At 57.0% G+C, this 26,224-nt stretch carries 18 protein-coding genes; 7 read left to right on the forward strand and 11 right to left on the reverse strand.

Going from position 1 to position 26,224, the window contains the following annotated elements; translation table 11 throughout:
- Window positions 1–10 precede the first annotated feature (10 nt).
- Window positions 11–733, forward strand: a complete 723-nt coding sequence (locus H4317_RS10820) for a DUF4290 domain-containing protein (RefSeq protein WP_185886553.1) — start codon at window positions 11–13, stop codon at window positions 731–733.
- A gap of 86 nt (window positions 734–819) precedes the next feature.
- A complete protein-coding gene (gene murA, locus H4317_RS10825; RefSeq protein WP_185886556.1) occupies window positions 820–2,124 on the forward strand; it encodes a UDP-N-acetylglucosamine 1-carboxyvinyltransferase in 1,305 nt (434 codons plus the stop codon).
- Between the two features lie 80 nt (window positions 2,125–2,204).
- Here murA and H4317_RS10830 read toward each other — a convergent pair whose 3' ends face one another.
- From H4317_RS10830 to H4317_RS10865, 8 genes are all read right to left on the reverse strand, one after another.
- Window positions 2,205–2,543, reverse strand: a complete 339-nt coding sequence (locus H4317_RS10830) for a phage holin family protein (RefSeq protein ID WP_185886558.1) — start codon at window positions 2,541–2,543, stop codon at window positions 2,205–2,207.
- Window positions 2,544–2,668: 125 nt separating this feature from the next.
- Entirely contained in the window at window positions 2,669–3,763 is a 1,095-nt protein-coding gene (locus tag H4317_RS10835) for an agmatinase family protein (protein WP_185886560.1), read from the reverse strand.
- Window positions 3,764–3,870: 107 nt separating this feature from the next.
- The gene (locus H4317_RS10840) at window positions 3,871–4,503 is read right to left on the reverse strand and encodes a chemotaxis protein CheC (protein ID WP_211539185.1); all 633 of its coding nucleotides are present in this window, start codon (window positions 4,501–4,503) and stop codon (window positions 3,871–3,873) included.
- Between the two features lie 64 nt (window positions 4,504–4,567).
- On the reverse strand, window positions 4,568–6,199 hold the full coding sequence (locus H4317_RS10845) for a chemotaxis protein CheA (RefSeq protein WP_185886563.1): 1,632 nt from the start codon (window positions 6,197–6,199) through the stop codon (window positions 4,568–4,570).
- Entirely contained in the window at window positions 6,196–7,269 is a 1,074-nt protein-coding gene (locus H4317_RS10850) for a chemotaxis protein CheB (RefSeq protein WP_185886565.1), read from the reverse strand. The genes H4317_RS10845 and H4317_RS10850 overlap by 4 nt, the downstream gene beginning before the upstream one ends.
- An 84-nt stretch (window positions 7,270–7,353) precedes the next feature.
- Window positions 7,354–7,725, reverse strand: a complete 372-nt coding sequence (locus H4317_RS10855; RefSeq protein WP_185886567.1) for a response regulator — start codon at window positions 7,723–7,725, stop codon at window positions 7,354–7,356.
- 83 nt (window positions 7,726–7,808) lie between these two features.
- Window positions 7,809–8,312, reverse strand: a complete 504-nt coding sequence (locus H4317_RS10860) for a chemotaxis protein CheW (RefSeq protein ID WP_185886569.1) — start codon at window positions 8,310–8,312, stop codon at window positions 7,809–7,811.
- Between the two features lie 77 nt (window positions 8,313–8,389).
- Window positions 8,390–12,802, reverse strand: coding sequence for a methyl-accepting chemotaxis protein (locus H4317_RS10865; RefSeq protein WP_260625633.1), 4,413 nt, complete (start codon window positions 12,800–12,802; stop codon window positions 8,390–8,392).
- A 352-nt stretch (window positions 12,803–13,154) separates the two neighbouring features.
- Here H4317_RS10865 and topA point away from each other — a divergent pair, with 352 nt between their 5' ends.
- The 4 genes from topA to H4317_RS10885 all read left to right on the forward strand — a co-directional run bounded on the left by topA (window position 13,155) and on the right by H4317_RS10885 (window position 21,534).
- A complete protein-coding gene (gene topA / locus H4317_RS10870) occupies window positions 13,155–15,644 on the forward strand; it encodes a type I DNA topoisomerase (RefSeq protein ID WP_185886571.1) in 2,490 nt (829 codons plus the stop codon).
- 194 nt (window positions 15,645–15,838) lie between these two features.
- Entirely contained in the window at window positions 15,839–16,750 is a 912-nt protein-coding gene (locus tag H4317_RS10875) for a DUF4846 domain-containing protein (RefSeq protein ID WP_185886573.1), read from the forward strand.
- Window positions 16,751–16,826: 76 nt separating this feature from the next.
- Window positions 16,827–17,519 (forward strand): SIR2 family NAD-dependent protein deacylase, encoded by a 693-nt coding sequence (locus H4317_RS10880; protein WP_185886575.1) that lies wholly within the window; start codon window positions 16,827–16,829, stop codon window positions 17,517–17,519.
- Window positions 17,520–17,802: 283 nt separating this feature from the next.
- Window positions 17,803–21,534 carry an outer membrane protein assembly factor gene (locus H4317_RS10885; protein ID WP_185886577.1) on the forward strand — a complete coding sequence of 1,244 codons (3,732 nt, stop codon included), beginning with the start codon at window positions 17,803–17,805 and terminating at the stop codon, window positions 21,532–21,534.
- On the opposite strand, the gene H4317_RS10890 is transcribed toward H4317_RS10885, so the two are convergent.
- Window positions 21,440–22,300 carry a DUF8737 domain-containing protein gene (locus tag H4317_RS10890; RefSeq protein WP_185886580.1) on the reverse strand — a complete coding sequence of 287 codons (861 nt, stop codon included), beginning with the start codon at window positions 22,298–22,300 and terminating at the stop codon, window positions 21,440–21,442. The genes H4317_RS10885 and H4317_RS10890 overlap by 95 nt on opposite strands.
- A 129-nt stretch (window positions 22,301–22,429) precedes the next feature.
- On the opposite strand from H4317_RS10890, the gene H4317_RS10895 reads away from it, so the two are divergent.
- Window positions 22,430–23,425 carry a Ppx/GppA phosphatase family protein gene (locus tag H4317_RS10895; RefSeq protein ID WP_185886582.1) on the forward strand — a complete coding sequence of 332 codons (996 nt, stop codon included), beginning with the start codon at window positions 22,430–22,432 and terminating at the stop codon, window positions 23,423–23,425.
- An 85-nt stretch (window positions 23,426–23,510) separates the two neighbouring features.
- Here the strand turns inward: H4317_RS10895 and H4317_RS10900 are convergent, their stop codons facing one another.
- Both H4317_RS10900 and H4317_RS10905 read right to left on the reverse strand, forming a co-directional pair.
- The gene (locus H4317_RS10900; RefSeq protein ID WP_185886584.1) at window positions 23,511–24,428 is read right to left on the reverse strand and encodes an Omp28-related outer membrane protein; all 918 of its coding nucleotides are present in this window, start codon (window positions 24,426–24,428) and stop codon (window positions 23,511–23,513) included.
- Window positions 24,429–24,552: 124 nt separating this feature from the next.
- The gene (locus H4317_RS10905) at window positions 24,553–26,220 is read right to left on the reverse strand and encodes a DUF6029 family protein (RefSeq protein WP_185886586.1); all 1,668 of its coding nucleotides are present in this window, start codon (window positions 26,218–26,220) and stop codon (window positions 24,553–24,555) included.
- Window positions 26,221–26,224 lie beyond the last annotated feature (4 nt).

Genomic DNA, 26,224 nt, shown 5'->3' on the forward strand with positions numbered 1-26,224 from the left:
CTCTTCCCGAATGCCCCTTCCTACCTTACATAAACACGAACTCCTGCAACGCGAGTACGGCCAAAGCACCTTCCAATTGGTGCAGGGCCTGCGCGACATTGAGGACAAGGCCGAGCGTACGCGCCGCGCCACGCAGATTGTGCAGCTTATTTTTCGACTGCAACCTACCCTGCGCGACCAGCCCAACTCGCAGGAGAAAGTCTGGAACCACCTCTACGAAATGGCCGATGAGGACTTGGACGTGGACGCACCTTTCGAGTTGAAAGGACTCAGCCAGCTGCACCAGCACCCAAAGCCTCTGCCCTACCCCGAGAAAACGCTGAAACTACGTGCCTATGGCCGTGGTGTAGAGCTTATGGTGGAGAAAGCACTGACCATGGAAGACCCCACGGAACGTGAGCAGGCCACCATCACCATCGGCCGCACCATGAAATTCCTGTACCGTTCCCACAACAAGGAAAACGCCAAGGACGCTACCATTCTCAAGCACTTGAAAGACCTTTCGGGAGGCCAGCTCACTCTTGATCCGGCTGTGGTGGAAGCCCAGGGACTGTTCGAAATGGCAGCCGCACCTACTTCGGCAACGACCGGGCGCCCGGCCCCATTTATTGTGCCACAGCCACGCCAGGAGCGCGAAGGTCGTCGTAGCGGTGGCGGCAATGGAAACCGGCGCGATAAACAGCGCCGGGGCGGCAAAAAAGGCCGTCAGGAACCACAACAACCTCCACAGTAATTTTTTGAAGACAGAAGCAGGAAGCAGGTCTGCCTGTACCCAATGCCCGCTAGGCTTTTCTGTGCTCCACTTCTAACTCCTCTCTCATGGCCTCATTTGAAGTACTTGGCGGGCATCCGCTGAAAGGTGAAATCGTGCCCCAGGGCGCCAAAAACGAAGCGCTCCAGATTCTGTGTGCGGTTCTGCTAACCTCTGAACCTGTTACCATCTCCAATATTCCCGATATCCGCGACGTCAATAAGCTGATTGAGCTTTTGCGCGATATGGGGGTTAAAGTGGGGAAGCTGGCCTCGGACACGTATCTGTTCCAGGCTGATGCTGTCAATCTGGACTACCTTGATACACCGGAGTTCGTGGAACAGGGCCGGGCTCTTCGCGGGTCTGTCATGATTCTGGGCCCGATGCTGGCTCGTTTCGGCCGCTGCCAGCTGCCAAAGCCCGGCGGCGACAAAATCGGACGTCGGCCGATGGACACCCACTTTTTGGGCCTTGAGAAGCTTGGTGGCAAGCTCACCCTGGAAGGCTTGGACTTCTACCGCATCAAGGCAGAAAATGGCCTGACCGGCGCCTACATGATGTTGGACGAAGCCTCCGTGACGGGAACTGCCAACATTGTGATGGCCGCCGTGCTGGCAAAAGGTACTACCACTATTTACAACGCCGCGTGTGAGCCATATCTGCAGCAGCTCTGCAAAATGCTGGTGCGTATGGGGGCCAAAATCAACGGCATTGGCTCTAATCTGCTGACCATTGAAGGAGTTACAGAACTGGGCGGCACCGAGCACCGCATGCTCCCAGATATGATTGAAATCGGCTCCTTTATTGGCTTGGCAGCCATGACAGGTTCGGAAATCACCATCAAGGATTGCCAGATTGCGGAGCTAGGGCTAATTCCGGATACGTTCCGCAAGCTGGGCATTCAGATGGAATTCCGCGGCGACGACATTCATATCCCGGCCCAGGAGCACTACGAAATTGCTACGTACCTCGACGGCTCTATTCTCACCGTTTCTGACCACACCTGGCCTGGCTTCACACCTGACCTGCTCAGCATTGTGCTGGTGGTAGCTACTCAGGCTAAAGGCACGGTGCTGATCCATCAGAAGATGTTTGAGTCGCGCCTGTTCTTTGTCGATAAACTCATCGACATGGGAGCCCAGGTGATTCTCTGCGACCCACACCGCGCCACTGTTATCGGCCTCGATCAGCAGAAGCAGTTGCACGGCATCACTATGACGTCTCCCGATATTCGGGCGGGGGTTGCGCTGCTGATTGCGGCGCTGTCAGCCGAAGGCCGCAGCGTGATTGAGAACGTGGAGCAGATTGACCGCGGCTATCAGTATATTGATAAGCGTCTAAATGCGCTGGGGGCTCAGATTCGTCGCCTCTAAAACCTGTTTCTATTGCACAAAAAGGCTCGGCTCTCATCTGGAGAGTCGGGCCTTTTCTATACTGTAGCAGCGCTTTAGGCTTAGTCTACTACCATATCCACGATGGACGTTACGACGGAAAGCACGACGCTAAACAACAGCGCCGAGAGGAATCCATCCAGCTTGAAGCCCGGAATCAGGTAGTCGGCAATCATGACGATAACCGCATTGATAACCAGCAGAAACAGGCCCAGCGTCAGAACCGTAATCGGGAAACCGAACAGTTTCAGAATAGGCTTGAGGATGGCATTCAGGACTGCCAGCACAATCACCAGCATGATAGCCGCCCCAAACCCATCGATGTGAGAGCCAGGCAGGAATTTCGCCAGCACAAAGGTAATGATGGCAGAGAGCAGAAATTTAACGATGAAACCAACCATAGGAGCAGGTAGCTGAAGTGTGAGAACAGGGAACAGAGGACGATTTTGGCCGGTGTACGAGGCCAGCGCGCAGAAAGATAGGGTTTCACGAATTCTTTCCTAAACTCGTCCTTTCACTCAGCCTGTTACTTTTCTGCGCCCCGGTCCTGAAGCAGCCCTTGGGAGACGCCCATCCAGTTGGCCATATTGTAGAGCAGCCGGGCACCCACTATAGCGTTCCATTCCGTGTCGCCAGGAGCCACCTCGTTCAGGTCGCAGCCAATGATGGTGCGGCCCGAACGCACCACAGAGCGGATGAGGTAGAGTGCTTCTTCAAACTCCAGACCACCGGGTACGGGCGTACCAGTACCGGGGCACAGTTTGGGGTCCAACCCATCAATATCAAAGCTCAGGTACACTTTCTGCGGCAGCTGGGCAATGATTTTGCCGCAGACCTTCTTCCAGGACTTCTTGGCAAACCGCTCGTCGCTCAGGAACCGGTTGTGGAACATAGTGATACGGCCCTTGCTCTGCTCCACCATTTCGGCTTCCTGCTGGCACAGGTCGCGGATGCCCACCTGCACCAGCTTTTTAACCTGCGGTAGTTTCAGGGCATTGTACATGATAGAAGCGTGCGAAAATTCGAAGCCCTCGTAGGCAGGGCGCAGGTCGCAATGGGCGTCAATCTGCAGTATTCCAAATTCCTCATGACGCTCGGCCAGGGCATGCAGATAGCCGAGCGGCGTGCTATGGTCGCCACCGAGCAAGACCACGCCTTTGCCGGCGTCGAGGTAGGCTCCCGTTTTCTTCTTCAGATACTTCACCAACGCTTCTCCACGCTGGTTGATATGGACAGGAGCCGTCGAGAACTTCGCGTGACTTTCTTCCGGCTCGCCTTCCTCCAGCCAGCCAATGTAGTCTTCGGCCAGAGGGCGGAGTTCCCGGCTTTCATCGGCCGTTTTTTCATCGGGCTCCTCCATAGCTAAGCCCATGCGCCAGGCATCGGGTAGGTCAGGGTCGAACAGATCGACTTGTAGCGAGGCGTCACGAATGGCCGCAGGACCTTCAGCAGTACCGGCGCGGTACGACACGGTCACTTCCCACGGCACAGGCACTATTACGACTTGCGCTTCTTCGACCGTGAAAGGCAACCCATATACGCCGCCCTGGGTGTCACCCAGAGCGTTGGGGTCGAAAGCAGCTAATTTTTTCTCCAAGCTGGAGGACGTGGTGTTAGCCATAGAAGTAGTAGGAAAAGGAAACAGACGTGCGAAAATAAATAACCACTCCATAAGAGCGGTAAGCCGGACTTAGGAGTGGTTATCGGGAAAAGTACAGGTCGGTGCAGCTAATTCGCAGTACCGCCGAAGAAATCATACGTCCGGATAATCTCGAGGATTTTCTCGAAAGTCGGCCGGTCAAAGAACAGCATCAGCGGCAGCTCTACTGAATTTTCCTTATCAGAAAACTGCGTAATGACGCTGAATATCAGGGGTTGGACCTGGGGCTGAGCATCCAGCAAGTTGTGCAGCGAGTTGGCAATGTCGCCACGTGGTGCCGTGGGGGGCGCGCCGTAGATTTTTGCCTTCAGAATATTGGCCAACTGCGTGACTAAGGCTCCCGTGATGATGTTGCTGATTTCCAGCAACAAGGATTCCTGCATCTCGTCAATAGCCGTAGACGCTGGGGTATCCATCCGCAGGCATACCCGCGACAAACGCTGGATATGTTGCCCCGAAAAGAACATCAGCGTTGTGCCATTAAACTCACCCCGGATATCGGACTGAATAGCGACGTTGGTCTGCTGAATTTCACGCACCATGTCCAGTATCCCGTTGCCGGGCATCAGATCAAGGCTGGGAACTTCCAGCAATACTTTCTCCTGGGCAATTACCGCAAACGAGTCGGCGGCGCGGGCCAGTCCTATGTTCAGAATTTCACGGACGACGTCTCGCTCCAGTTCTGTCATGTGCAAGTCCATATATTTCAATCAGTTGGCCGAAGGTTGCTGGGAACAGCTAGTCCGGAATCAGCAGTACGCATTTTCATAGCCGTCGGGCTAGAAACAGTCGAGTTAAAGCAGGAACATCCAGTACGAGGCACACCTGCCCGCTTCCGAGCAAGGTAACTCCACCGAACAATTCAATGGTGTCAAGCGGTTTGGTCATGGGCTTGATGACGATGTTCTGCTGGCGCAGAAACCGGTCGACAATAAGTCCCAGTTTACGGTTATTGTAGTTCACGATGATGATATCCTGACGGCCCTGTACCTCGGCACGAGTAGCCGGCTGCAATGGCTCGTCGCCATTTTGCAGCAGACGGCGCAGGCTCACAACCGGCACATTTTCGCCCTGTACTTCGGCCATCAGCATCCCGCCCACTACGTGCAGGTCGTCGGGCCACAACGATACCACCGAGTCGGTGTGCATCAGCGGAATGGCGTAGCTACGTTCGTCCAACTCGAAAAGCAGTGCCCCCTTCACAGCAATGGAAGTGGGCAGCACCAGCGTGAACGTGGTGCCCTGGCCCAGGACGGAGTCGACGCGCAATTGACCACCCAACGAGTCGATGGCCAGCTTTACCACGTCCAGCCCTACCCCACGGCCCGAAATTTCGGTTACTTCTTTTGCCATCGAGAAGCCCGGTTCGAACAGGAAGGCCCGCACAGCGTTGTCGTCGAGTTGGCGGGCGGCTTCTTTGCCTACCAACCCGCGCTCCACCGCTTTGCGGCGCACACTCTCCACATCGATTCCCCGGCCATCATCCGTCACCTGTATCAAGACGTCGTCGCGCTCCGTCTGGGCCGATAAGGTAAGCTGGCCCTGAGTCGGCTTCCCGGCTTTTTCGCGTTCCGCCGGAGTTTCGAGGCCGTGCGCAACGGCATTGCGCACGAGGTGCAGCAACGCATCGGTGATAATCTGCAGGATGTTGCGGTCAATCTGAATATCCTGGCCACTCAGGGTAAGCTCCACCTGCTTCTGCTCAGCGCTGGCTACGTCGCGCACTACCCGCGGAAACTTGTTCAGCAGCGACCCTACATTTACCAACCGGGCATCCATAACGGAATACTGCAGTTCGTCGGTAATGCGGAATAAATGGGCGGCGGAGGTTTGCAAGGCCGAATTGCCAATTTCCTGGCTCAGAGTCAGGATACGGTCCCGGTCAATTATCAACTCCCCAACCAAGTTGAGCAGATGGTCGAGTTTCTTGATCTGAATGTAGACGAGGTCCGATAACTCCAGCTTACGGGTGGCATCTTCTTCGTCGGCCATTTCGCCTTCCAGCACGGGCTCTTCACCACGTACCAGCCGGTCAAGATTGTCGAGCAGCAGGTTGCTGTCAGGAACTACTTCGTCGTCTCCGACAGCCCGAATCATGGCCCCTATCATGTCCACCCCGGTAAAGAGGACGGCGGCCAAACTCCCACTGAATTCGCGCTCCTTGCTTCGGATCAGCCCGAAGATGGTTTCCATATGGTGCGCCACTTCCCCAATGGAAGTGTAGCCCATAGCTCGCGAGTTGGATTTCAGATTATGCATGAGCCGAAACAGCTCATTCAGTGCCTGCGAGTCGTGCGGATTACGCTCCAACTCGCTGATATGGCGACTCATGGCATCGTAGGCTTCCAGCGCCTCGGCCATGTACATTTCGCGGTATTCCTGTTCGCGTGATTTCATAGCTGAAAGGAGCGGACAGGAAATGAGCCAACAGACTGAACCGTTGGAACAGGCAGAGCGAAAAAGGAAGTATGACGCGTTATGGCTGCTGCAAGCTGGTCCAGAGGCAACACGGCATTGGCCAGACCATGCTGAATTACAGACTGTGGCATGGAAAACTGAGCGGATGAGGCCTCATCCTGAACCAGGACCATGCCTCCCCGCTGCCGGATTGCCTGTGCTCCTAGCGTACCGTCGCGGCCGAGGCCGGTCAGCACTACTCCCAATACGTTGTGCCCAATTGTGCGGGCTGCCGAACGCATCAGCAAGTCTACAGATGGCTCATCACCGGACGGGCTAGGTTCGGCGGTGTACTCCGTCTGCCATGCTTGCCAGGGGCTGTTGGTGGCTGCTTTTACCAGCAGGTTGCGGCCACCGGGTGCTACCACGATTTGCCCAGGCTCCAGAACGGTGCCAGGCCAGCCAGCTACTACGGGCAATGACGTTGCCCGGCACAACCGCTCCACAAAAGAATCGAGGAACGAAGCAGGTAGATGCACCGCCACCAGAATGGAATACGCCAACGAGGCTGGCAGGCCCCGCACTAGGTGCTCTACTGCCGTAGTGCCGCCAGTAGACCCACCGATAACAACCAAGCCGCGCGAAATACCGGGAATGAAACTTTTAGAAACCAGCTTGGCAACCGTTCTGGCAGGTTTTTGAGGAATAATCCGGCGTACTTTTCGCAGCACCTCGACACCCCATTCCGCGGGCACGCTATTGGGCCGGATAGTGTCGAAAACACCCCACCGAGCGGCTTCACGCAACATTCCGGGTAAGGGCTGCCCCTCACAGTACAGAAGCGCCGGAATAGAGGCGTAATGGCTAAGTTGCTCTACATCCCGCAACTGGCTTTCTCCCACTATCACCAGCCCCGGCCGTAGACGCCGAGCTACCGCCAACAACTCCGTCGTGCCAGCGCTGACCACTTTCAGGTCAGGTTGGCTCTGAAGCAGGCGCGTCAGCCCCAGCCGCAAAGCCGTAGACAGATTGCCAAGCAGGATGGTGAAAGAAAGAGAACGTTCGGGCACGGAGAAAATAAAGAATACCAGTGTGCTACAAGCCGCGGAGCATTATCACGCTGCCAGCACGAAGTAGAAAATCAGAAAGGGCTCTTATTCTGCCGTCTGCAGTGCGCCACTTACGATTTCTAGGACCTTTTCTTCGGAGAAGGGCTTCACGATATATGCCGAAGCGCCGCTTTCCAGTGCTTCGTTTACAATTACCTCCTGCCCGACAGCGCTGCACATTACCACTTTCACGTCCGGGTCATTCTGACGAATGCCTTTCAGCACGTCCAAGCCTGTATTGTCCGGCAGAATTACGTCCAAGGTAATGAGGTCTGGCTTGGCCGAAGCGGCCATTTCCAGTGCCTGCTGCCCATTAGCTGCCTCGCCTACGACCTCATAGCCGGCATCAGTGAGCATATTCTTGAGCATCGTGCGCATATAGAAAGAGTCGTCTACGATGAGGATGCGGTTTTTCATAAGGGGCATTTCAAAAATCAGAGAGAAAAAGAGGGCAAAAGGTCAGAAACTGGACCTTGTACGGTTAGCAGCGGGCAAAGATGCTAGCGAGGCTGTAACTGCATTATCTCATTGGGCGTGAGCAGCTTCAACATGTCCAGCACAATGATGATGCGGCCATCTATTTTTACAATTCCCTCAATGTACTTGTCGTTGATGTTGATGTCCTGTATGAATTCCGGCGCCTTTTCAATGCTGGAAACCGGAACTGATAGAGGCTGAGGCACCTCGCGCACCACAATGCCAATGGTATAATCCTTGGCTTCGATGGCAAGGGTGTAGGAAACGGTTGGCAACTCCTCGTCAGCAGGCCGGAGCCGAAACCGTTCTTCCAGATTAATAATGGCAATGATGTCGCCGCGGAGGTTGGCAATGCCTTTCACGAAAGGCGGCGTTTTGGGCATCCGCGCAATTTCAGGCGTCACGGTTACTTCCTTCACCTGCTCGATGCGCAGCCCGTACTCCTCCTCGCCTAGGCGGAACACTATCAATTGAATGATGGTATCCGGCTTGATTTTTTTGTCGGTAGTCAGTTCTGCGTCAGGCATTCGACGGAAATATTCCAGTTTCAGGGCAGGATTCCTGAGTCGGATCCTGCCCCTTGCCGGAGGTTAGCTGCTAGAAATTATTTACTGGCTTTGGCCTTGGCCTTCTTCACTGTCTTCTCGCCCGATGCAGCTGGGGCTGCGGCCGAGCCATTACCGTTCTTAGAAGCTGCAGAGGCAGTAGCCCGCACCCGTCGCTCAGGCTTAGCGGCCTCGGGAGCGGCTTTTGCTTTGCGGGCAGTAGCAGGCTTCTGGACCGTTGTTGGTTTGGCCGTGTTAGTACGGCGCCCACTTGGAGCTGGAGCAGTAGTACTAGGAGCAGCGGCTGTAGCGCGCCGTCCTACCATTCGCTCAGACGAAGTGGAGGCTACTGGAGCTGCTGGCTGTTGGCGCATCGACCGGCGCACTGGCAGTGGTTCCGGCTCTGGCTCATCCTCCACATACTCAATCAGCTGGAAGTTAGACAAGCCTAACTGCAGGTCATCGGCAATGTCGGTGAGGCGCTGGCTCGATACCGTCAGCTCGTGCATAGAGGTCGACAGCTGCTTGGCCGTGCCGGCTACCTGCTGCGTGCCCGATGCCGTCTGCTCGGCAATGGCTACCACTTCTTCCACGTACTTCACTACGTCGCCGATGGACGTTTTCTGTACCTCGGTTGCCGTCAGAATGTCGCGGGAAGTGCGCAGGGTTTCGCCAGAGCTGGTGGCAATGTTCTTAAAGGCCGAGCTGGCCTCGAAGGTGGCGTTCTTGCCTTTCAGTACCCGGCCTTCCATGGTGCTGATTGCGGTTGCGGCCGACGTGGTATCTTTCTTAACGTCGTCTACCAGCGTGCCGATTTCCGAGGCGGAGCGGCGGGAGCCTTCGGCCAGTTTCCGGATTTCTTCGGCTACTACCGCGAAACCACGGCCGGCTTCCCCAGCACGGGCCGCTTCGATGGCGGCGTTCAGAGCCAGCAGGTTGGTCTGCGAGGCAATGTCGGTAATCACGCCCAGCGACTTGCTGATGTCCTGCGAGCGAACCGAAAGAACTTCGATGGTTTTGGCCGTCTGGGCCGCTGCTGCCGAAATTTCCTCCATGTTCTTTACCACTTCCGCTACGGTTTTCAGACCGAGCTGCGAGGTTTGCTCACCCAGGATAGCTGCCTTAATACCGATATCGGCTTTACCGGCCGTTTCCTTGGTAGCCTGCATGATTTCTTCAATCAGCTTGAAGGCCTGGTCGGTCTTGAGAGCCTGGTTCTGAGCACCTTCGGCCATCTGCTGCATGGCCAGAGCCACGTCAACCGTTACCCGGCTCATCTCCTGCCCTTTCGCCGCCATTTCTTCCGACGATGTGCCCACTACCTGCGACGAATCGTTGATTTCCGCCAGCAGGTCGTTCAGAGTATCCACAGCGAGGTTAAGTGCGTCGGCCATCGACTTGATGTCGCCGGCCGTCTGGATTTCCACCTGCTGCGTCAGGTCGCCTTCGGAAATGGCCCGTACCACGCGGCTCACTTCCAGTACCGGCGAGGCAATGGATTCGAGCAAGTCGTTGAGCGTATCCACGATTTCCTTCCACGAGCCGCTCACGCCGCCTACCGTGGCGCGTTCGGTCAGCTTGCCTTCCACACCAGCCACTTTGGCCACGCGGCTTACTTCCTGCGCCAGTCGGTTCAGGTCGTCCACCATGCGGTTGATGGTGTCGGCCAGCTCGGCTACTTCTCCTTTGGCGTCCAGCGTCAGCTTCTGGGTCAGGTCACCCTGCGATACGCCGGTTACTACTTTCACAATGCCGCGTACCTGCGTGGTGAGGTTGGCCGCCAGCGTGTTTACGTTGTCGGTCAGGTCCTTCCATACGCCTGTTACGTTCGGTACTTCGGCCTGGCCACCGAGCTTTCCTTCGGTACCTACTTCCTGGGCCACGCGGGTTACTTCGCCTGCGAAGATGTTGAGCGAGTCCACCATCCGGTTGATGTTGTCCTTCAGGTCGAGCAACTCGCCTTTTACATCTACCGATACTTTCTGGCTCAGGTCGCCGCGGGCTACGGCCGTGGTTACATTAGCAATGTCGCGCACCTGGCTGGTGAGCGAAGCGGCCATGAAGTTTACGTTGTCCGTCAGGTCTTTCCAGGTGCCGCGTACGTTCGGTACGTCGGCTTGGCCACCAAGCTTGCCTTCGGTGCCTACTTCGCGGGCCACGCGGGTTACTTCGTCGCCGAAAGTGTTGAGCGAGTCCACCATCTGGTTGAGGTTTTCCTTCAACTGCAACAGCTCACCGCGCACATTCACAGTCACTTTCTGCGACAAGTCGCCTTTCGCTACGGCCGTGGCCACGTTGGCAATGTCCCGTACCTGAGAGGTCAGGTTCGAGGCCATCGTGTTTACGTTGTCGGTGAGGTCCTTCCAAGTACCGCTCACATTCGGCACCGATGCCTGGCCGCCCAGGATACCCTCGGTACCTACTTCGCGAGCCACGCGGGTTACTTCGCCGGCGAAGATGTTGAGCGAGTCCACCATCTGGTTGAGGATGTTTTTCAGGTCGAGAATCTCGCCTTTTACATCCACCGTCATCTTCTGGGTCAGGTCGCCTTTGGCTACGGCGCTGGCTACGTTGGCAATGTCCCGTACCTGAGAAGTCAGGTTCGAGGCCATGTAGTTTACGTTATCCGTAAGGTCTTTCCAGGTACCCGATACGCGGGGTACGCTGGCTTGGCCGCCGAGCTTGCCTTCGGTGCCTACTTCACGGGCCACGCGGGTTACTTCGTCACCGAAAATGTTGAGCGAGTCCACCATCTGGTTGAGGATGTTCTTCAGCTCCAGGATTTCTCCTTTCACATCCACTGTCATCTTCTGGCTCAGGTCACCGCGGGCTACGGCCGTGGCTACGTTGGCAATGTCCCGTACCTGCAAGGTCAGGTTTGAGGCCATGTAGTTTACGTTGTCGGTCAGCTCCTTCCACACACCGGCCACGTTCGGTACGTCGGCCTGGCCGCCAAGCTTGCCTTCGGTGCCTACCTCCAGTGCCACGCGGGTTACCTCGCCGGCAAACAGGTTCAGCGAGTCCACCATTTGGTTCAGGTTCTGCTTCAACTGTAGCAGCTCGCCCTTTACATCGACGGTGATTTTCTGCGACAAGTCGCCCTTGGCAACCGCCGTGGCCACGTTGGCAATGTCCCGTACCTGCAAGGTCAGGTTCGAGGCCATGTTATTTACATTGTCGGTCAGCTCCTTCCACACACCGGCCACGTTCGGAACGCTGGCCTGGCCGCCCAGGCGGCCTTCGGTGCCTACTTCCTGCGCCACGCGGGTTACTTCGCCGGCAAACAGGTTGAGCGAGTCCACCATCTGGTTCAGGTTCTGCTTGAGTTGCAGCAGCTCCCCTTTCACATCGACCGTAATCTTCTGCGACAAGTCGCCCTTGGCAACCGCCGTAGCGACGTTGGCAATGTCTCGTACCTGCAAGGTCAGGTTCGAGGCCATGTTGTTTACGTTGTCGGTGAGGTCTTTCCAGATGCCCGATACGTTGGGCACCAGCGCCTGGCCGCCAAGTTTGCCTTCGGTGCCCACTTCCTGCGCCACGCGGGTTACTTCGCCGGCAAACAGGTTCAGCGAGTCCACCATCTGGTTCAGGTTCTGCTTCAACTGCAGCAGCTCGCCCTTTACATCGACGGTGATTTTCTGGGTCAGGTCGCCTTTGGCTACGGCCGTGGCCACGTTGGCAATGTCCCGTACCTGAGAGGTCAGGTTCGAGGCCATGTAGTTTACGTTATCAGTCAGGTCTTTCCAGATGCCGCCTACGTTCGGAACGCTGGCTTGGCCGCCGAGTTTGCCTTCGGTGCCCACTTCCTGCGCCACGCGGGTTACTTCGCCGGCGAACAGGTTGAGGTTGTCAATCGTTTTGTTGATGGTTTCGGCCATCACCTTGAAGTCGCCCGACACCGGAATCTGGAAGGTTTCGTCCAGATTGCCTTTGCTGATGTTCTTGAGCACTTTGCCCACCTCCAACACCGGCACGGCAATGCTGTCTACCAAGCCGTTGATGTTGTTGATCATGTCGCGCCAGAAACCGGCGGCATTGTCGGCAGAAGCACGGGCTTTCAGGTTGCCTTCAACCCCGGCCACCTTCGAAATGCGCGACACCTCGCCGCCTACTCCACCAATCATTTCCACCATGGAATTGTAGGCTTCAGCTATTTCGGCGAAGATGTCGTTGTTCTGCTTGGTCAGCCGCACCGATACGTCGCCTTTTTTGAAGGCGTCGAGAGCATAGAGCACCCGGTTGAGCTGCTCGTTGATGTAATCGGCATTTTCCAGGGTTCCGCTGCTGCGCACATTCGAGCCTTTAGCACTACCGCTACGGCGCGTGATATCCCCCACAGTATCATCATCAACGTTCAAGGCTTTGCCCTTAGCGCTGACAACGGTGGCGGGAGAAGCGCCTGCGGAATTGGTATCGGCCGGATTGGCGGCAGCCGAACGACGGGTGGTTGGAGAAGTCTTACCTGATGCCATAAAAAGCAAGGAGTAGCGGGACGTGCGGGGAAGGGCAAAGGAAGTGCAGAAGACGCAAAATAGCCTCTGCCCAACTAGGCAAAGGTAGCGAATACGCCTAGTTCAAAGCGAATGATTCTTCAAGATCTGCAGAAAGAGCAGAATCTACTTTCGGTGAACCAGTTGCAGTTATTTCGCTGTTGCCCCCACACGCCTGAACACTGTGGCCGGCCTATACATTATAACGTAAGGCGTCGTGATGCCGGATTATTCCAGCATCTTTGCGGCAAAATTCAACTTCCTGCCCGCTGCCGCGTTTTCTATAGGAAACAGCCCACTGTCAGCCTCCCTTTCCTGCCTCTACGCTTCCCTCATGGTCAAAAATCTAGTCATCGTCGAATCCCCCGCGAAAGCCAAAACCATCGAAGGCTATCTGGGGAAGGACTTCGTCGTTAAGTCATCCTTCGGCCACGTCCGTGACCTGCCGAAGGATAATAACGCCATCGATATTGCCAATGGCTTCAAGCCTACATATGTGGTGTCGGCGGATAAGCGCGAAATCATCAGCCAGCTCAAGAAACTGGCGAAAGAAGCCGAAACAGTGTGGCTGGCGAGTGACGATGACCGGGAGGGAGAAGCCATTTCCTGGCATCTGGCCGAGACGCTCAACCTGACCGGTGGCGGCAAGACGCGCCGCATCGTGTTTCGCGAAATCACGAAGAACGCCATCCTGGCGGCCATTGAAAACCCGCGGGAAATTGACCTGAACTTAGTGAACGCCCAGCAGGCCCGCCGGGTACTCGACCGGCTAGTAGGCTTTGAGCTGAGCCCGGTGCTGTGGAAGAAAGTAAAGACCGGGCTTTCGGCAGGCCGGGTGCAGTCGGTGGCTGTGCGCCTAGTAGTGGAGCGGGAGCGGGAAATCAACCAGTTCAAAGTATCGTCGGCGTACCGCGTAACGGCGCGCTTCGATGCGGGCAAAGGTGCCGTGCTGGAGGCCGACCTGCCAACGCGCTACAAGACTCGTGAAGAGGCTGAGGCGTTCTTGACCCGCTGCGTGGGCGCCGACTACCGCATTGAAAACCTGGAGAAAAAGCCGGGCAAGCGCAGCCCCGCGCCACCGTTCACTACCTCTACCCTACAGCAGGAGGCCTCACGCAAGCTGGGCTTCTCGGTAGCGCAGACCATGAGCGTGGCCCAGAAGCTGTATGAAGCCGGCAAAATCTCCTATATGCGGACCGACTCGGTGAACCTCTCACAGGATGCACTAACGGCCGCCCAGGAAGAAATCAGCCGTGCCTACGGCCCTGAATACGCCCAAACCCGGATTTACAAAACCAAATCGGCGTCGGCGCAGGAAGCCCACGAAGCCATTCGGCCTACCGACTTTGCGCTGGTAAAAGCTGGCTCCGACTCGCAGGAGCAGCGCCTCTACGACCTGATCCGCAAGCGGGCCATGGCCTCGCAGATGGCAGATGCCCAGATTGAGCGTACGGTAGCCACCATTGGCATCAGCACCCAGCCCGGCACCATGCTCACTGCTACCGGCGAGGTTATCACGTTTGAGGGCTTTCTGAAAGCTTATGCCGAGAGCAAGGACGAAGAAACCCAGGACGATGATGCCAGCCAGGAATCGTCGTTCTCGCGCGGGCTGCCGCCACTCACGGTGGGCCAGCAGCTGCCGTTGCAGCTGTTGCGGGCCGTGGAGCGCTATGCTGCCCCAGCCGCACGCTATACAGAAGCTTCCTTGGTGAAGAAACTGGAGGAAATGGGCATCGGCCGGCCTTCCACGTACGCACCCACCATCAGCACCATTCAGAAGCGGGGTTATGTTGAAAAAGATACCCGCGAAGGCAAGGAGCGGAAATTTCATGTCCTGACGCTGGACGGCAGCGAGGTGAAAACCGAGGTGAAAACGGAAACCTACGGCGCCGACAAAGCCAAGCTGTTCCCGACGGATACGGCCATGGTAGTCAACGACTTTCTGGTGGAGCACTTCCCGGTGATTGTGGACTACCAGTTCACGGCGAAGGTGGAAGGCGAATTTGACCGGATTGCCGATGGCGAGGAGCTGTGGACCGACATGCTGGCTGGTTTCTATGGCACCTTCCACGAAACGGTGGAGCGAGGCAAAGACATTGAGCGCAACACGCTGGGCAGCAACCGCGAAATTGGTGTTCATCCGGAAACTGGGCAGAAGCTGACGGCCCGGCTCGGCCGTTTCGGGCCGTATGTGCAGATTGAACCTAAGGAAGGCGCACCCGAAGATGAGAAGGCCGTGTACGCGAGCTTGCGCAAAGGCCAGTTTATCGAGAATATCACGCTGGAAGAGGCACTGGAACTGTTTAAGCTTCCGCGCATTGTGGGTGAGTTTGAGGACAAGAGCATGACGGCGGCACTAGGTCGGTTTGGCCCATACATCCGCCACGACAGCAAGTTTTACTCGCTTACTAAGGAGCAGGACCCACATACCATTACGGCGCAGGAAGGAATCGACCTGATTGAGGCCAAGCGCAAAACGGATGCGGAGCGGCTTATCAAGGCGTTTCCTGACCGGGAGGATGTGCAGGTGCTCAATGGGCGGTTTGGCCCCTACATCGTGGTGGGCAAGAAAAACGTGAAAATTCCGAAAGGCGAAGAGCCCGCCGACCTCACGCTGGAGCGTTGTCTGGAACTGGCCGACGCTACTCCGGACAAGCCGGCCAAAGGAGGCCGTTTTGCCAAGAAAGCTCCGGCTGCTGACCCTAAAGACGCCGCCGACAAGCCAGCGAAGAAAGCGGCCGCTAAAAAGCCAGCTGCCAAGAAGCCAGCCGCTAAAAAAGCCGCTGGCACTACCGCGAAGAAAGCCACTGCCAAATCGAAGTAGTGTGTTTTTTCACCCCATCAAAAAGGCCTGCCAGTAACTCCGGCGGGCCTTTTTGATGGTACTCTTTCACGGATTAGCTGCATAGCAGAAATTTCTTTCTTGCTTCAACCTAGCAGCACGCAAGAATATAGCAGAAGGTCGTTATAGAAGCTCTGCCGGTTGCGGCATTTGTGCTACCAGAGGTTTCCTGCTCTATGTCATTCCGTATTCTGCTCCCCGTGTTTGCGTCCGTAGTATTGGCTTGTGGCCAGACGGAGTCATCCCCCGTCGATTCAGGTTTAGCGCCGCCCGCTACTTCTACCCCTGCTGCTGCTCCTACAGACGTGGCCAAAGGGTATTCCTGGCTGGCTCCTGGGGCATACAATCCGAAACAAAGCCTGGCTTCCCGGTTTGCGCCTCCACGCGGTTGTGCGCGCGTAGCAGTAACCCCCGGCTCATTTGGCCAGTGGTTGCGGTACCTGCCCCTGCTGCCTGCCGGTACGCCCGTAAAGCTTTTCAATGGCCAGCTGAAAGACCCGCAAAACGTACATGCGGCCGTGCTCAATATTGATGTAGGAAGCCGGGATTTGCAGCAGTGTGCCGATGCTATAATCCGGCTGCGGGGAGAATATCTGTTTGCGCAGGATCCGGCGCAGGTGCATTTTCATCTGACCAGCGGCCACGATATAGCCTTTACCGATTGGTACGGCGGCAAAGGGTTTCGGGTGAGCGGTGATGAGGTGCTGCCCGCTCCCCGGCCGGCGGAACTCCCAACGCACACGGTGTTCCGCCGCTACCTTGACCAGATTTTTACGTATGCCGGCACCCTTTCCCTTAGCCGGGAGCTGAACCCTGTGCCCTTAGCGGATGTGCAGCCCGGCGACGTCCTGATTCGGGGTGGCTCACCGGGACACGCCGTGCTGGTGCTGGATGTAGCCGAGCAGTTGGGCACTGGGCGCCGCTACGTGCTCCTGGCCCAAAGCTACATGCCAGCCCAGCAGATGCATGTGCTCCGCAATATTTGGGGCGATGCGACCTTAGGGGCGTGGTTTGCCGTAAATCCGCAGGAAGCCCGCTTCAGCACGCCGGAGTGGACTTTTGCACGGGAAGACCTGAAGCGGTTCTGAAGCTCGGCTTTTGCCGAGACTCTACTTACTTGTAAGAAGTAAACGGCGCATTTCTTAACCCAACCGACTGCAGTATATGAAGAAGAAACTCGTGGCGCTTACCGGAGCGGGCATCAGCGCCGAAAGCGGGCTGGCCACCTTTCGGGGTGCTGACGGTCTATGGGAAGGCCACCGGATTGAGGAAGTAGCTACTCCCGAGGGCTGGGCCGCCAACCCCGAGTTGGTACTCGAATTCTACAACCAGCGGCGCGCAGCAGCCCGGGCGGCTCAGCCTAACGCCGGGCATCTTGCGCTGGCAGCCCTAGAGCAGGAGTTCGAAGTCGTCGTCGTGACGCAGAACGTTGATGATTTGCACGAGCGGGCTGGTTCCAGCCGTGTTCTGCATCTGCACGGTAAGCTGTTTGAATCCCGAAGCTCCTATTTCGACCAGTTGGTGTATCCGATGGACTCCGACCGAATTGAGTTGGGCGACCTATGTGAGCAGGGCCACCAGTTGCGGCCTAACATTGTGTGGTTTGGAGAAGCAGTACCGATGATGGAGCAGGCCATGGAAGAAGCTTCCAAAGCAGACGTTTTTCTGGTAATTGGCACGTCGCTGCAGGTATATCCAGCGGCAGGGCTGGTGAGCTACGTACCCAGCAACTGTCCCATCTACATCATTGACCCGCAGCAGCCTCCCGTCTCGGCCCGTCGGAATCTGCATTTCGTGCTGGAACCAGCCAGCACTGGTGTGCCCCGCGTAGCCGCCGAGCTTATACGCAACGCCTGAGCCATTCCTAGATATTCTGGTTGCTGCTTTTTTAGCTTCCAGCCCATTCCAGTACCTCCTATCAGATTCAGTAGTTCCGGGAGCAAATGGGCTGTAACAGGGTACCTGCAAGTGAAGTACTCTGAGCAGGCCTGCCCTGCTTGGTTGCAGTGGCTATTTGCAGGGTACTAACTGACCGAACCACCTCTGCTTCCACACAACGAAAAGCTGGGAAGTGTAAAATTAAATTTAGGTTAAATCGTCTTTTCTGATTCTGCGTATGTGGGTGTCTAGCACTCCTCCTATGCACTTACTCTACCGTCGTTTGTTGCTGGCCTCCCTGGGTCTGGCAATGGCGCAGTCTGCGCTTGCGCAATCCACTTCGGGCCCGGCTCATACCGTTTATCTACTCGGAAACACGGCCACTGCGGCCCTGCCTACCGCTCGTCTGCAGACGTTGCGCCGCACGCTGGAGCAGCAGTCTGGCCCATTTACCGTAGTTCACCTCGGCGACATTGTCGGGCATGATGGGCTCGGAACAAAGCAGGATTCCAGCCGCGCCGACGAAACCACTCGTGCCGACGCGCTGATTGCGCTGCTGCAAGGCCTCCCGAATGGCAAAATGTATTTTGTGCCCGGCGACCGGGACTGGGCCAATTCCGGGCCTGATGGTCTGAAGCGCGTGCGCCGCCTGGAGGAATATATCGAAAAACGCTTGCCAGGGCAGAATGCCTTTGCTCCAACCGGTGGTTGCCCTGGCCCCGAGGTGATTGACGTAGCCCCGACGGTCCGCCTTGTCGCGCTTAACTCGCCGTGGTTCACGCACCCCTACGACCGGCCCGAAGCGCCCGATACCGACTGCAAAACACTTACACAACAGGAGTTCCGGGAGCAGCTGCAGGATATCCTGGATGACACAAAAGGCCGCAATGTGCTCCTGGTAGGGCACCAGCCCGTTATCAGCAACGGGGTATATGGTGGCAAGCAGCCGCTGAGCCGACATTTGTTGCCGCCGGTAGTTGGCTCCGTATATGCCGCTTACCGCCAGAACGTAGGCACTCCGCGCGACTTGGCTAATCCCGCCTATCAGGGGTTTCGGAAGGAGTTGCTGGGCACCCTGAAAGACCACCCCGGAGCGGTGTATGCCGCTTCCCACGACTACAGCCTGCAGCTTACGCGCTTTGAAGACAATTACCACCTCATATCCGGGTCTTTTGCCGAAAAGCAGCACGTAGGAGCTGCAGGAACTTCGCAGTATAGCAAATCCGAAGAAGGATTTTCTAAGCTCGAATACTACACTGATGGCACCGTAAAGGCGTATTTCTATGCTTTTGATGCGGCAGGCACAACTACCAAAGAAGCATACAACGCCGTGCTATTTCAGTCGGCGTGCCAGGAGCCACGCCTACCCAATGTGCCGGTAAACAGCTTCATTCCCGAGTGCCCGACAGCACCCAAAGGTGTAGTAGAACTAAAGCCGGATGCGCCGTTTCAGCCTACGCAGACCTTGGCCGCTGGCAAGCAGTATGCAGGGTCCGGCTCCGCTAAGTTTTTTCTGGGCGAAGGGTACCGCACTTCCTGGACCCAACCCGTGCAGGTTCGTACGCTGGATTTGGCAACCGAAAAGGGTGGCCTGCGCGTGTTCGGGCGGGGTGGCGGCCGCCAGACTACATCGCTCAAGCTGATTGCGGCCGATTCGTCGGAATACGTTTTCCGATCCGTAGACAAGGACGTAACCAAGATTCTGCCGCCGGAACTGCGCAACTCCGTGGCCGCCGATGTACTGCGGGACATCACGCCCACCGCCCACCCCTATTCGGCGCTGGTCATTAGCTCCATGCTCGACAAGACTGATATTCTGCATGCTCGCCCGTGCCTGTTCGTGCTACCCGACAACAACACGCTGGGTGCGTACCGGCAGGAATATGCTGGGCTGCTAGGCACCCTGGAAGACCGTCCCGGCGACCCTAAGCCCAACCTCCCCGGTTTTGGGGGTGCCGATGATGTGCGCCGGTCGTTCAGCTTCTTCCGCCAGCTCTACAAAGACCACGACAACCGTATTGATGCAGAAGCTTTCGGGCGCGCCCGAGCCTTTGATATGCTGGTGGCTGACTTCGGCAAGCACGAGGACAACTGGAAATGGGCGGGTTACAAGCAAGGGAAAAACACCGTTTATAAGCCCATTCCGCGCGACCGGGACCAGTCGTTTACGCTTTGGAACGGTCTGCTGACTTATCTGGCGAACCGCGAATGGGCTATACCCAGCATCGAAGATTTTCAGACTGAATTTCACGATCTGAAAAGCCTCAACTGGCCTGCCAAAGACCTTGACCGTTTCCTATTACAAAGCCTGACACGGGAAGACTGGCAGGAAATCGGCAACTACATGCAGAGCCGCATTACACCCGCTGCCATCGACGAAGCAACGGCTCAATTGCCCGCCGAAATAACGCCACTGTCCGGCAACGACCTCAACCGCAAGCTCAAAGCCCGGATTCAGGAGCTACCCAAAGCGCTGGATGACTACTACCTACTGCTGGCCCAGCGCGTAGATGTGGTCGGCTCCAACAAGGCCGAAGTATTCCAGGTAGACCGCCAGGCCGACGGCACTGTGCGGGTACGCATGTTTGACAAAGGCAAGGACGGTGATGCGCCGGAAGGCACCCCGCTGTTTGACCGCATGTTCAAGCCCAAGGAAACCCAGGAAATCAGCCTCTATGGCCTCGATGGCAAGGATGTATTCACGGTAACCGGCACGGCCAAAAACAGCGTGCTGGTGCGCATCATCGGTGGCGACGGCAAGGATAAAATTACCGACAACTCGCGGGTAAATGGTCTGCGTACGCTCACCAAAGTGTATGATGTGCCGGATACGGACCTCAAACTGAGTTCAGAGTCGGACAACCGGACTTCGCTCAACCCCGAGGTCAACCGCTACGACCAGGAGTCTTTCCAATACAATGGCTATACCCCGCGTGCTACTGTCATTTTCAATAGCAGCGACGGATTCGGCGTAGGTGCCGGAGTGGATTTTGTACGGCAGGGTTTCCGCAAGCCTGGCTACAAAAACCTGTACAGCTTTGATGTGCAGGGCACTGGCAACGGCAATTTTCAGGTGAGTCTGGCGTCGCGTCATCGGCATGCCATTGGCCTCTGGGATATTGGAGCCCGCACCGAATACGGCAATTTCTTCCAGTTTTACAACTTCTTTGGCCTAGGCAACAGCACCACCAAGAACGACGACCTGTACGACAATAATTTCTACAAAGCCCGCTACAAGGGGTACACTGCAGGGCTGTTCACGGAACGGGTATTTTTTCAGCGTAGCCTAGTACGGTTGGGGGGCGGCTACGAGCACTACACCTCCAACTATGCCAACGACAGCTACCTGGGCCAGTTGCTGGGCAACGCTCAACTGCCTGAAACCGGAGTGCCCAACGCCAGTTTCCAGCGCCTGGTGGGCCTGAATGCCCTGCTGGATCTGGACCTGCGCGACCGGCAGCGCTTTGCGCGGCGGGGGGTGCGGCTGCGCGCCCAGCACGACACCTACTTCCAACTGAACCGCGACAAGAGCAATTTCGGTCTTTCGCAGGGTTTTGCCGAATACTATGGCACGGCCCGGCTGCTTATTCCCGTAACACTGGTATTGAAGGGCGGCGGTGCCAAAACCTACGGGCCCGACGACGAAATTCCGTTCTACAAATTTGCCTATCTGGGCCAGCGCGAGAACCTAAGAGGCTACGTCCGCAACCGTTTTACCGGCGACGCCAGCCTCTACATCAACTCGGAGTTGCGCTTGGCCCTGGGGCAGGTGAAGAACAACTTTCTGCCCTTCTCCTACGGGCTGTTTGGCTTCTTCGACCGTGGCCGTGTCTACTACAAAGGCAGCTCGCCGGGGGGCTGGCATGATGGCTACGGTGCCGGCTTCTACCTAGCCCCCGTCACCGATCAGCTAGCCTTGTCGGTTTCCTATCAGCTCTCGGACGAAGAAAGCGGCCTAATCCAGTTCGGCCTCGGTTTCCGGATTGATCAATAAACCATTGCTCCAGATGCCATTGCCCTCCCCTGCTCCGGGGCGGGGCAGCGGTATGCACAACTGGCACGAGCAACTGCCGAAGCGCCGCTACGTGCGAAAACAGCACCAATGGCACAATGAAAGTAGGTAGCCAGACGAATGGCCAATGGAGCACTGCCACATTCGGCTGCCCAAAGCTAAGCTGCTGCCAAGGTGTGGGCATGCTCAAAACGGCTAGCACCACTACGTTCAGAAGTAGCGCCAGCGCCCCAACATGCCATATCAACAGCAGACGCCGGCCCATCAGCTTCGTCCGGAACCAGTAAGCAGCCAGCGGCGCCGTGAGGCCGGCCGCAAGGTCCAGATTCCGGTCGGCGAAGGTCATGAGTTCGGGAACCAAATGCCGAATTGCCAAGCCATAGAGGCATATTTCCACCGGAATGCGCACAATGCTCAGGCGCGTCAGGTCCACCAGATCAAAGGTATTGAGCAACCGCCGGCCGGAACTAGTGAACAGCAGTATCCCCAGTGCCAGCAAGGGTGGCCCGACCCCGAATAGCAGCAGGCGTGGCGGCCGGGCATACAGGTTCATGTAGAACCCCACGTAGGACAGGCACCCTTGGAGCAGTAGCCACCAGAATACGAGAAGGGCCGGCGGCAATAGCCACAACCCTGCCCGGTCATACAGATGCAGCAATAGCCCAATGGCTACCAGCATCGTACTCAGGAACAGCACCACCAGCCATAGCGGAGCCGGGGCGTCTAGGAAGGTTAGGTCGGAGAGCATGTGTTGAGAATTGATTGAACATATATAATTTACTAGATATTAATTAGATATACTTAATTAATGGCCGTTGAAGGCGGTTTTTGCCAAACGGCTATCTTTGCTGCACTTTCTCTGTAAACCCTGCTGCCCATGGATTATCCCCTGCTGAAACTTGCCGCCATTGATATCGGCTCAAACGCCGTTCGTTGTCAGATTTCAGCAGTGCTCCATTACGGCGACCGGTATCGGCTGAAGCGGGTGGAATATGTGCGGTATCCGTTGCGCCTGGGTGAAGATGTATTCGCTACTGGCACTATCTCGGAGAAGAAACAGGAGAAGTTTATCAAGTTTCTGCACGCCCTGCGTCTGCTGATGGAGGTGCACGACGTAGCCCCGAACCACTACCTTATCTGCGCTACCTCGGCCATGCGCACCGCTACAAATGGCGAAGCCGTGGCGGCCCGAATTAAGCAGGAACTGGGCATGACGGTGCAGGTAATTGATGGGCAGGATGAGGCAGCCTACATCAACCGGGTAATAGAGCACCTGCTTGAAGACAAGAAGCACTACCTGCATATTGACGTGGGTGGCGGCAGCACCGAGTTCAACATCTACCACGACCGGCGCAAAGTGGCCTCACAGTCGTTTGAAATAGGCTCGATCCGGCGCATGCAGCAGGAAGAAAGCGGCCTGAAAAGCACTGATGCCCAGAACAGCCTATGGCAGCGCATGGAAGAATGGGTCACGGAAAATGCCCGCCGCTACCACGTTACGCGCGCCATTGGTACCGGCGGCAATATTAATAAGCTGTATAGCCTAGCGCAGCCACAGCTGGATAAGCCGGTTACACGCCGCCGCATTGCCACCGTCCTCGACCACCTTACTAGCATGAGCATGGATGAGCGGGTGAACGTGGCCATGCTCAACCCTGACCGCGCCGACGTGATTGTGCCGGCTGGCCACATCTATCTTTCCGCCATGGAATGGGCCAACATCAGCCAGATGATTGTGCCGGACATTGGCCTGAAAGATGGTATGCTTCAGACACTGTTTGAAGACCATTTCGACGAAATACGGCCCAAAGCCGACCATTCAAGCGTGACGCCCACGCCATCAGTGCAAAGCCGCCCTACGGATGTGGAATAGCTTCTATGAAGAAGCCCCGGCTGCTCGCGCAGTCGGGGCTTCTTTGTTATAAGGCTTATGCTGGCGGGCCTTTCTGGTGAGTACACTATTTGATTTTCACCTCCGCTACCTGCACTACTTGCTTAGTTGCGTCATCGGAGAGGAAGGCCACAATGGCGCAGTGCTTGTCCTGCCACTGGGTGGGCAGTTCGTAGGTCAGGTAGGTAGCCACGCTTTGGCCGGCAGTGGGACTGGCCGTAAGCACCTGGCCAAAGGTTCCTCGCAAAGCACTGCGTAGCACATGGCGGTGGGCATAGTTTGGCACATCGGCGGGGTTGCGGCTGTAGTCCTTCTGCCAGCCCAGCAGGCTGTCTTCGCTCACATAGATGCCCAGCCGGAATGTGCGGCCGGGCTGCGGCGTGAGGTAGCGCGCATTCACTTTGAGGCGTAGGCGGCGGCTAGCTGGGCTATATAACTTGGTAAGCCGTAGTTCCTGCTGCGGTGTCTGGGCCAGCTGCGTTGCCACGGCATTGCCCCAGTCGGCGTAGTCCAGCACGGCGCTGCTGGTGCCAGCGCGCGGCGTACGGCTAACGGCTCCTTTCGGCAAGCCCAGCTGGCTCAGCCCGAAGGCATCATCCAGCTCTTGGCTTACCACCGGCACCCGGAAATCGGTCTGATACTTAGGCTCGGTGGCTTTGGGGCCGGCGAAGTAGTCAGTCACATGGTCTTCCAGCACGACCAGCCGCTCTCCGTGCTGCTGCTTCAGGGCCGCTACCACCACACCGGCGCGTGGGCAGTTGCCACAATACTGGCCGGTGAAGTCTTCCAGCAAAGCCCGCTGCACAAGAAGTGGGGCTGGCTGAGCCGTTTCCGCCGAGTCGAGGGCCAGCGTGTCGCGCTGCCCCGCCGATAAGGTGGCCTGTGGTGGTACTGGTTGGTCGATTACGTCGCAGCCCGGCAACAGGCTCAGGCCAGCGGAAGCCGCTACTCCCAGCAGTAGCGCAACAGTGAAAGAGTGTTTCATACTATCAATACTCGTGCAGTCAGTACCCTGACGCTGCGGAATTTACGAAGAATTTGCCGCCATGGTCGGCGGTACCTAGTAGCAGCATTGGCACCGCCCCATCTAAGCAGGCATACCTGCGCTGTTAGAAACTGCTTGTAATAGAAATAGCGAGGCCATTGGAGGCCGGTACGTAGCGGCATACGCCCCCCACACACACAATACCTGCCCGCTGCCGGCCGTAGCCCATAGCTATACGCGTGGTGCCGCCCACATACCCAACCTGCCCGGTGAGGTAGTGAATGCGCTGCTCCTCATGCGAATTGCCATAGTTATACTGGTCGAATACGGTCAGGAACCAGTGGGGTGAATAGGTGTATTCCAGCAGGGCCATGGCCCATGAGCCCTTGTCCTGCTGCGTAAACAGCCCCTGCAGCTCGCCACGCAGGCTGTGGCGCGGCGTAAACTTGTGCGTTACATCGAGCACGCCAATGTGGCTACGAACGATGCCGTAGCCAGTGCCCAGGTTCTCTACTACGTCTTTGTTGTAGACAAAGCGCGCATACATGGCATTGGCTTTCCATTTCGAGGTGAAGCGCCGATGCAGCTCCACGTTGAAGTCACGGTAGTACACGGCGCCCCCCACTTTCAGAAAGCCCGACTCATACCCTTGGCGGGTAGTCAGGTCGTCGTTGAGCATGCGCCGGTCAATACCGTTTACAGCCGAAAAGTTGACGCTTACATCCGTCCCGTATTCTCCTCCCAATGGGCTCTTGGGAATATGGTATGTCAGTTCGGCCTGGCCGCTCATCTCCCCTAGTGGCTGCGTGGCATAGGGGTAGATGCTGGCCGCCAGTGCGTAGGTGTGCTGCTTGGTGAGGGCCGGCAGAAAGTTGAGTACGGCCGCATTGCCAGTGGCGGCGCGGTCGGCCCGGAAGTCCATGTTATCTACTCGCTTGGCGGCCAGCACCAGCCCAATGCCATTACGGGCATAGGAAGTCGTGACCAGCAGGGAACGGCCGGGGCGGTAGATAAAGTTGTTTACAACAGACGGGTCGTTGGCCTTCTGGGCGTACTCAGCGGCAAAGTTGAATCCGCCGTTGTTCACGCTCACGCGGCCAGCCGCTGCCCCTACGTTTTCAGGCAAAATCAGCTGCGGGTCCTCATCAGCTTGGTACTTGCTCAGGAAGCTTCCTCCCACCGTGATGCGCGTAGCAGCAGAATCGAGGCCGGGCAGCAGGTCGTTCAGGGTTACTTCCGCATCGACGCCACGCACAATAGCCGGGCTTTTATCGAAGAAAAAGCGTTGGCGCCCAATCATACCGGTGATGCGCACACCAGGCACCGGCTGTAGGCGTACCCGCAAGCCGTCAATGGAATTGTCGATGCCGAGGTTGCGCTCCTCGTAAGCTCGAAAAATGAGGCCGTTGCCGAACTGCTCGTAGAAATTACCGACCGTCACCTGAAGGCGGCCCCCATCATAGGTAGCATAGCGGTACGGAATGCCGCTGCCCCGGTAGCGCGGGTCGAAGCCCTGCAAAGGAGCCAGATAAGCTTCGTAACGCACGCCAGCCGAGAATTTTCCGGTCGTCAGAATCAGGTTGGCGAAGGTATTGGAGCGCAGTTTCTCCGGCACTTCCGGCGCCCCGATGAGCGAGTCAGGCCGGTAGGTTTGAATATCGGTCTGGAAGTCGCCGTGCAGCTGGGCACCTTCCAGCGCATTGCCGGTCCCCTGAGCGGCAGCACCATGCCCCAGCAACAAGCCCAGACTGGTGCCGGCCCACACGGCAGGCCACAAGTAAAAGTGTTTCATCAAC

Source organism: Hymenobacter sediminicola (assembly GCF_014250515.1).
Lineage (GTDB): Bacteria > Bacteroidota > Bacteroidia > Cytophagales > Hymenobacteraceae > Hymenobacter > Hymenobacter sediminicola.

Excerpts from the sequence above, each read along its gene's own strand:
- H4317_RS10860 (WP_185886569.1), bottom strand. The coding sequence starts at position 8,312 with ATGCCTGACGCAGAACTGACTACCGACAAAAAAATCAAGCCGGATACC.
- H4317_RS10875 (WP_185886573.1), top strand. The coding sequence starts at position 15,839 with ATGTCATTCCGTATTCTGCTCCCCGTGTTTGCGTCCGTAGTATTGGCT.
- topA (WP_185886571.1), top strand. The coding sequence starts at position 13,155 with ATGGTCAAAAATCTAGTCATCGTCGAATCCCCCGCGAAAGCCAAAACC.
- H4317_RS10840 (WP_211539185.1), bottom strand. The coding sequence starts at position 4,503 with ATGGACTTGCACATGACAGAACTGGAGCGAGACGTCGTCCGTGAAATT.
- H4317_RS10820 (WP_185886553.1), top strand. The coding sequence starts at position 11 with ATGCCCCTTCCTACCTTACATAAACACGAACTCCTGCAACGCGAGTAC.
- H4317_RS10905 (WP_185886586.1), bottom strand. The coding sequence starts at position 26,220 with ATGAAACACTTTTACTTGTGGCCTGCCGTGTGGGCCGGCACCAGTCTG.
- murA (WP_185886556.1), top strand. The coding sequence starts at position 820 with ATGGCCTCATTTGAAGTACTTGGCGGGCATCCGCTGAAAGGTGAAATC.
- H4317_RS10895 (WP_185886582.1), top strand. The coding sequence starts at position 22,430 with ATGGATTATCCCCTGCTGAAACTTGCCGCCATTGATATCGGCTCAAAC.
- H4317_RS10835 (WP_185886560.1), bottom strand. The coding sequence starts at position 3,763 with ATGGCTAACACCACGTCCTCCAGCTTGGAGAAAAAATTAGCTGCTTTC.
- H4317_RS10900 (WP_185886584.1), bottom strand. The coding sequence starts at position 24,428 with ATGAAACACTCTTTCACTGTTGCGCTACTGCTGGGAGTAGCGGCTTCC.
- H4317_RS10830 (WP_185886558.1), bottom strand. The coding sequence starts at position 2,543 with ATGGTTGGTTTCATCGTTAAATTTCTGCTCTCTGCCATCATTACCTTT.
- H4317_RS10880 (WP_185886575.1), top strand. The coding sequence starts at position 16,827 with ATGAAGAAGAAACTCGTGGCGCTTACCGGAGCGGGCATCAGCGCCGAA.
- H4317_RS10855 (WP_185886567.1), bottom strand. The coding sequence starts at position 7,725 with ATGAAAAACCGCATCCTCATCGTAGACGACTCTTTCTATATGCGCACG.
- H4317_RS10890 (WP_185886580.1), bottom strand. The coding sequence starts at position 22,300 with ATGCTCTCCGACCTAACCTTCCTAGACGCCCCGGCTCCGCTATGGCTG.
- H4317_RS10865 (WP_260625633.1), bottom strand. The coding sequence starts at position 12,802 with ATGGCATCAGGTAAGACTTCTCCAACCACCCGTCGTTCGGCTGCCGCC.
- H4317_RS10885 (WP_185886577.1), top strand. The coding sequence starts at position 17,803 with ATGCACTTACTCTACCGTCGTTTGTTGCTGGCCTCCCTGGGTCTGGCA.
- H4317_RS10845 (WP_185886563.1), bottom strand. The coding sequence starts at position 6,199 with ATGAAATCACGCGAACAGGAATACCGCGAAATGTACATGGCCGAGGCG.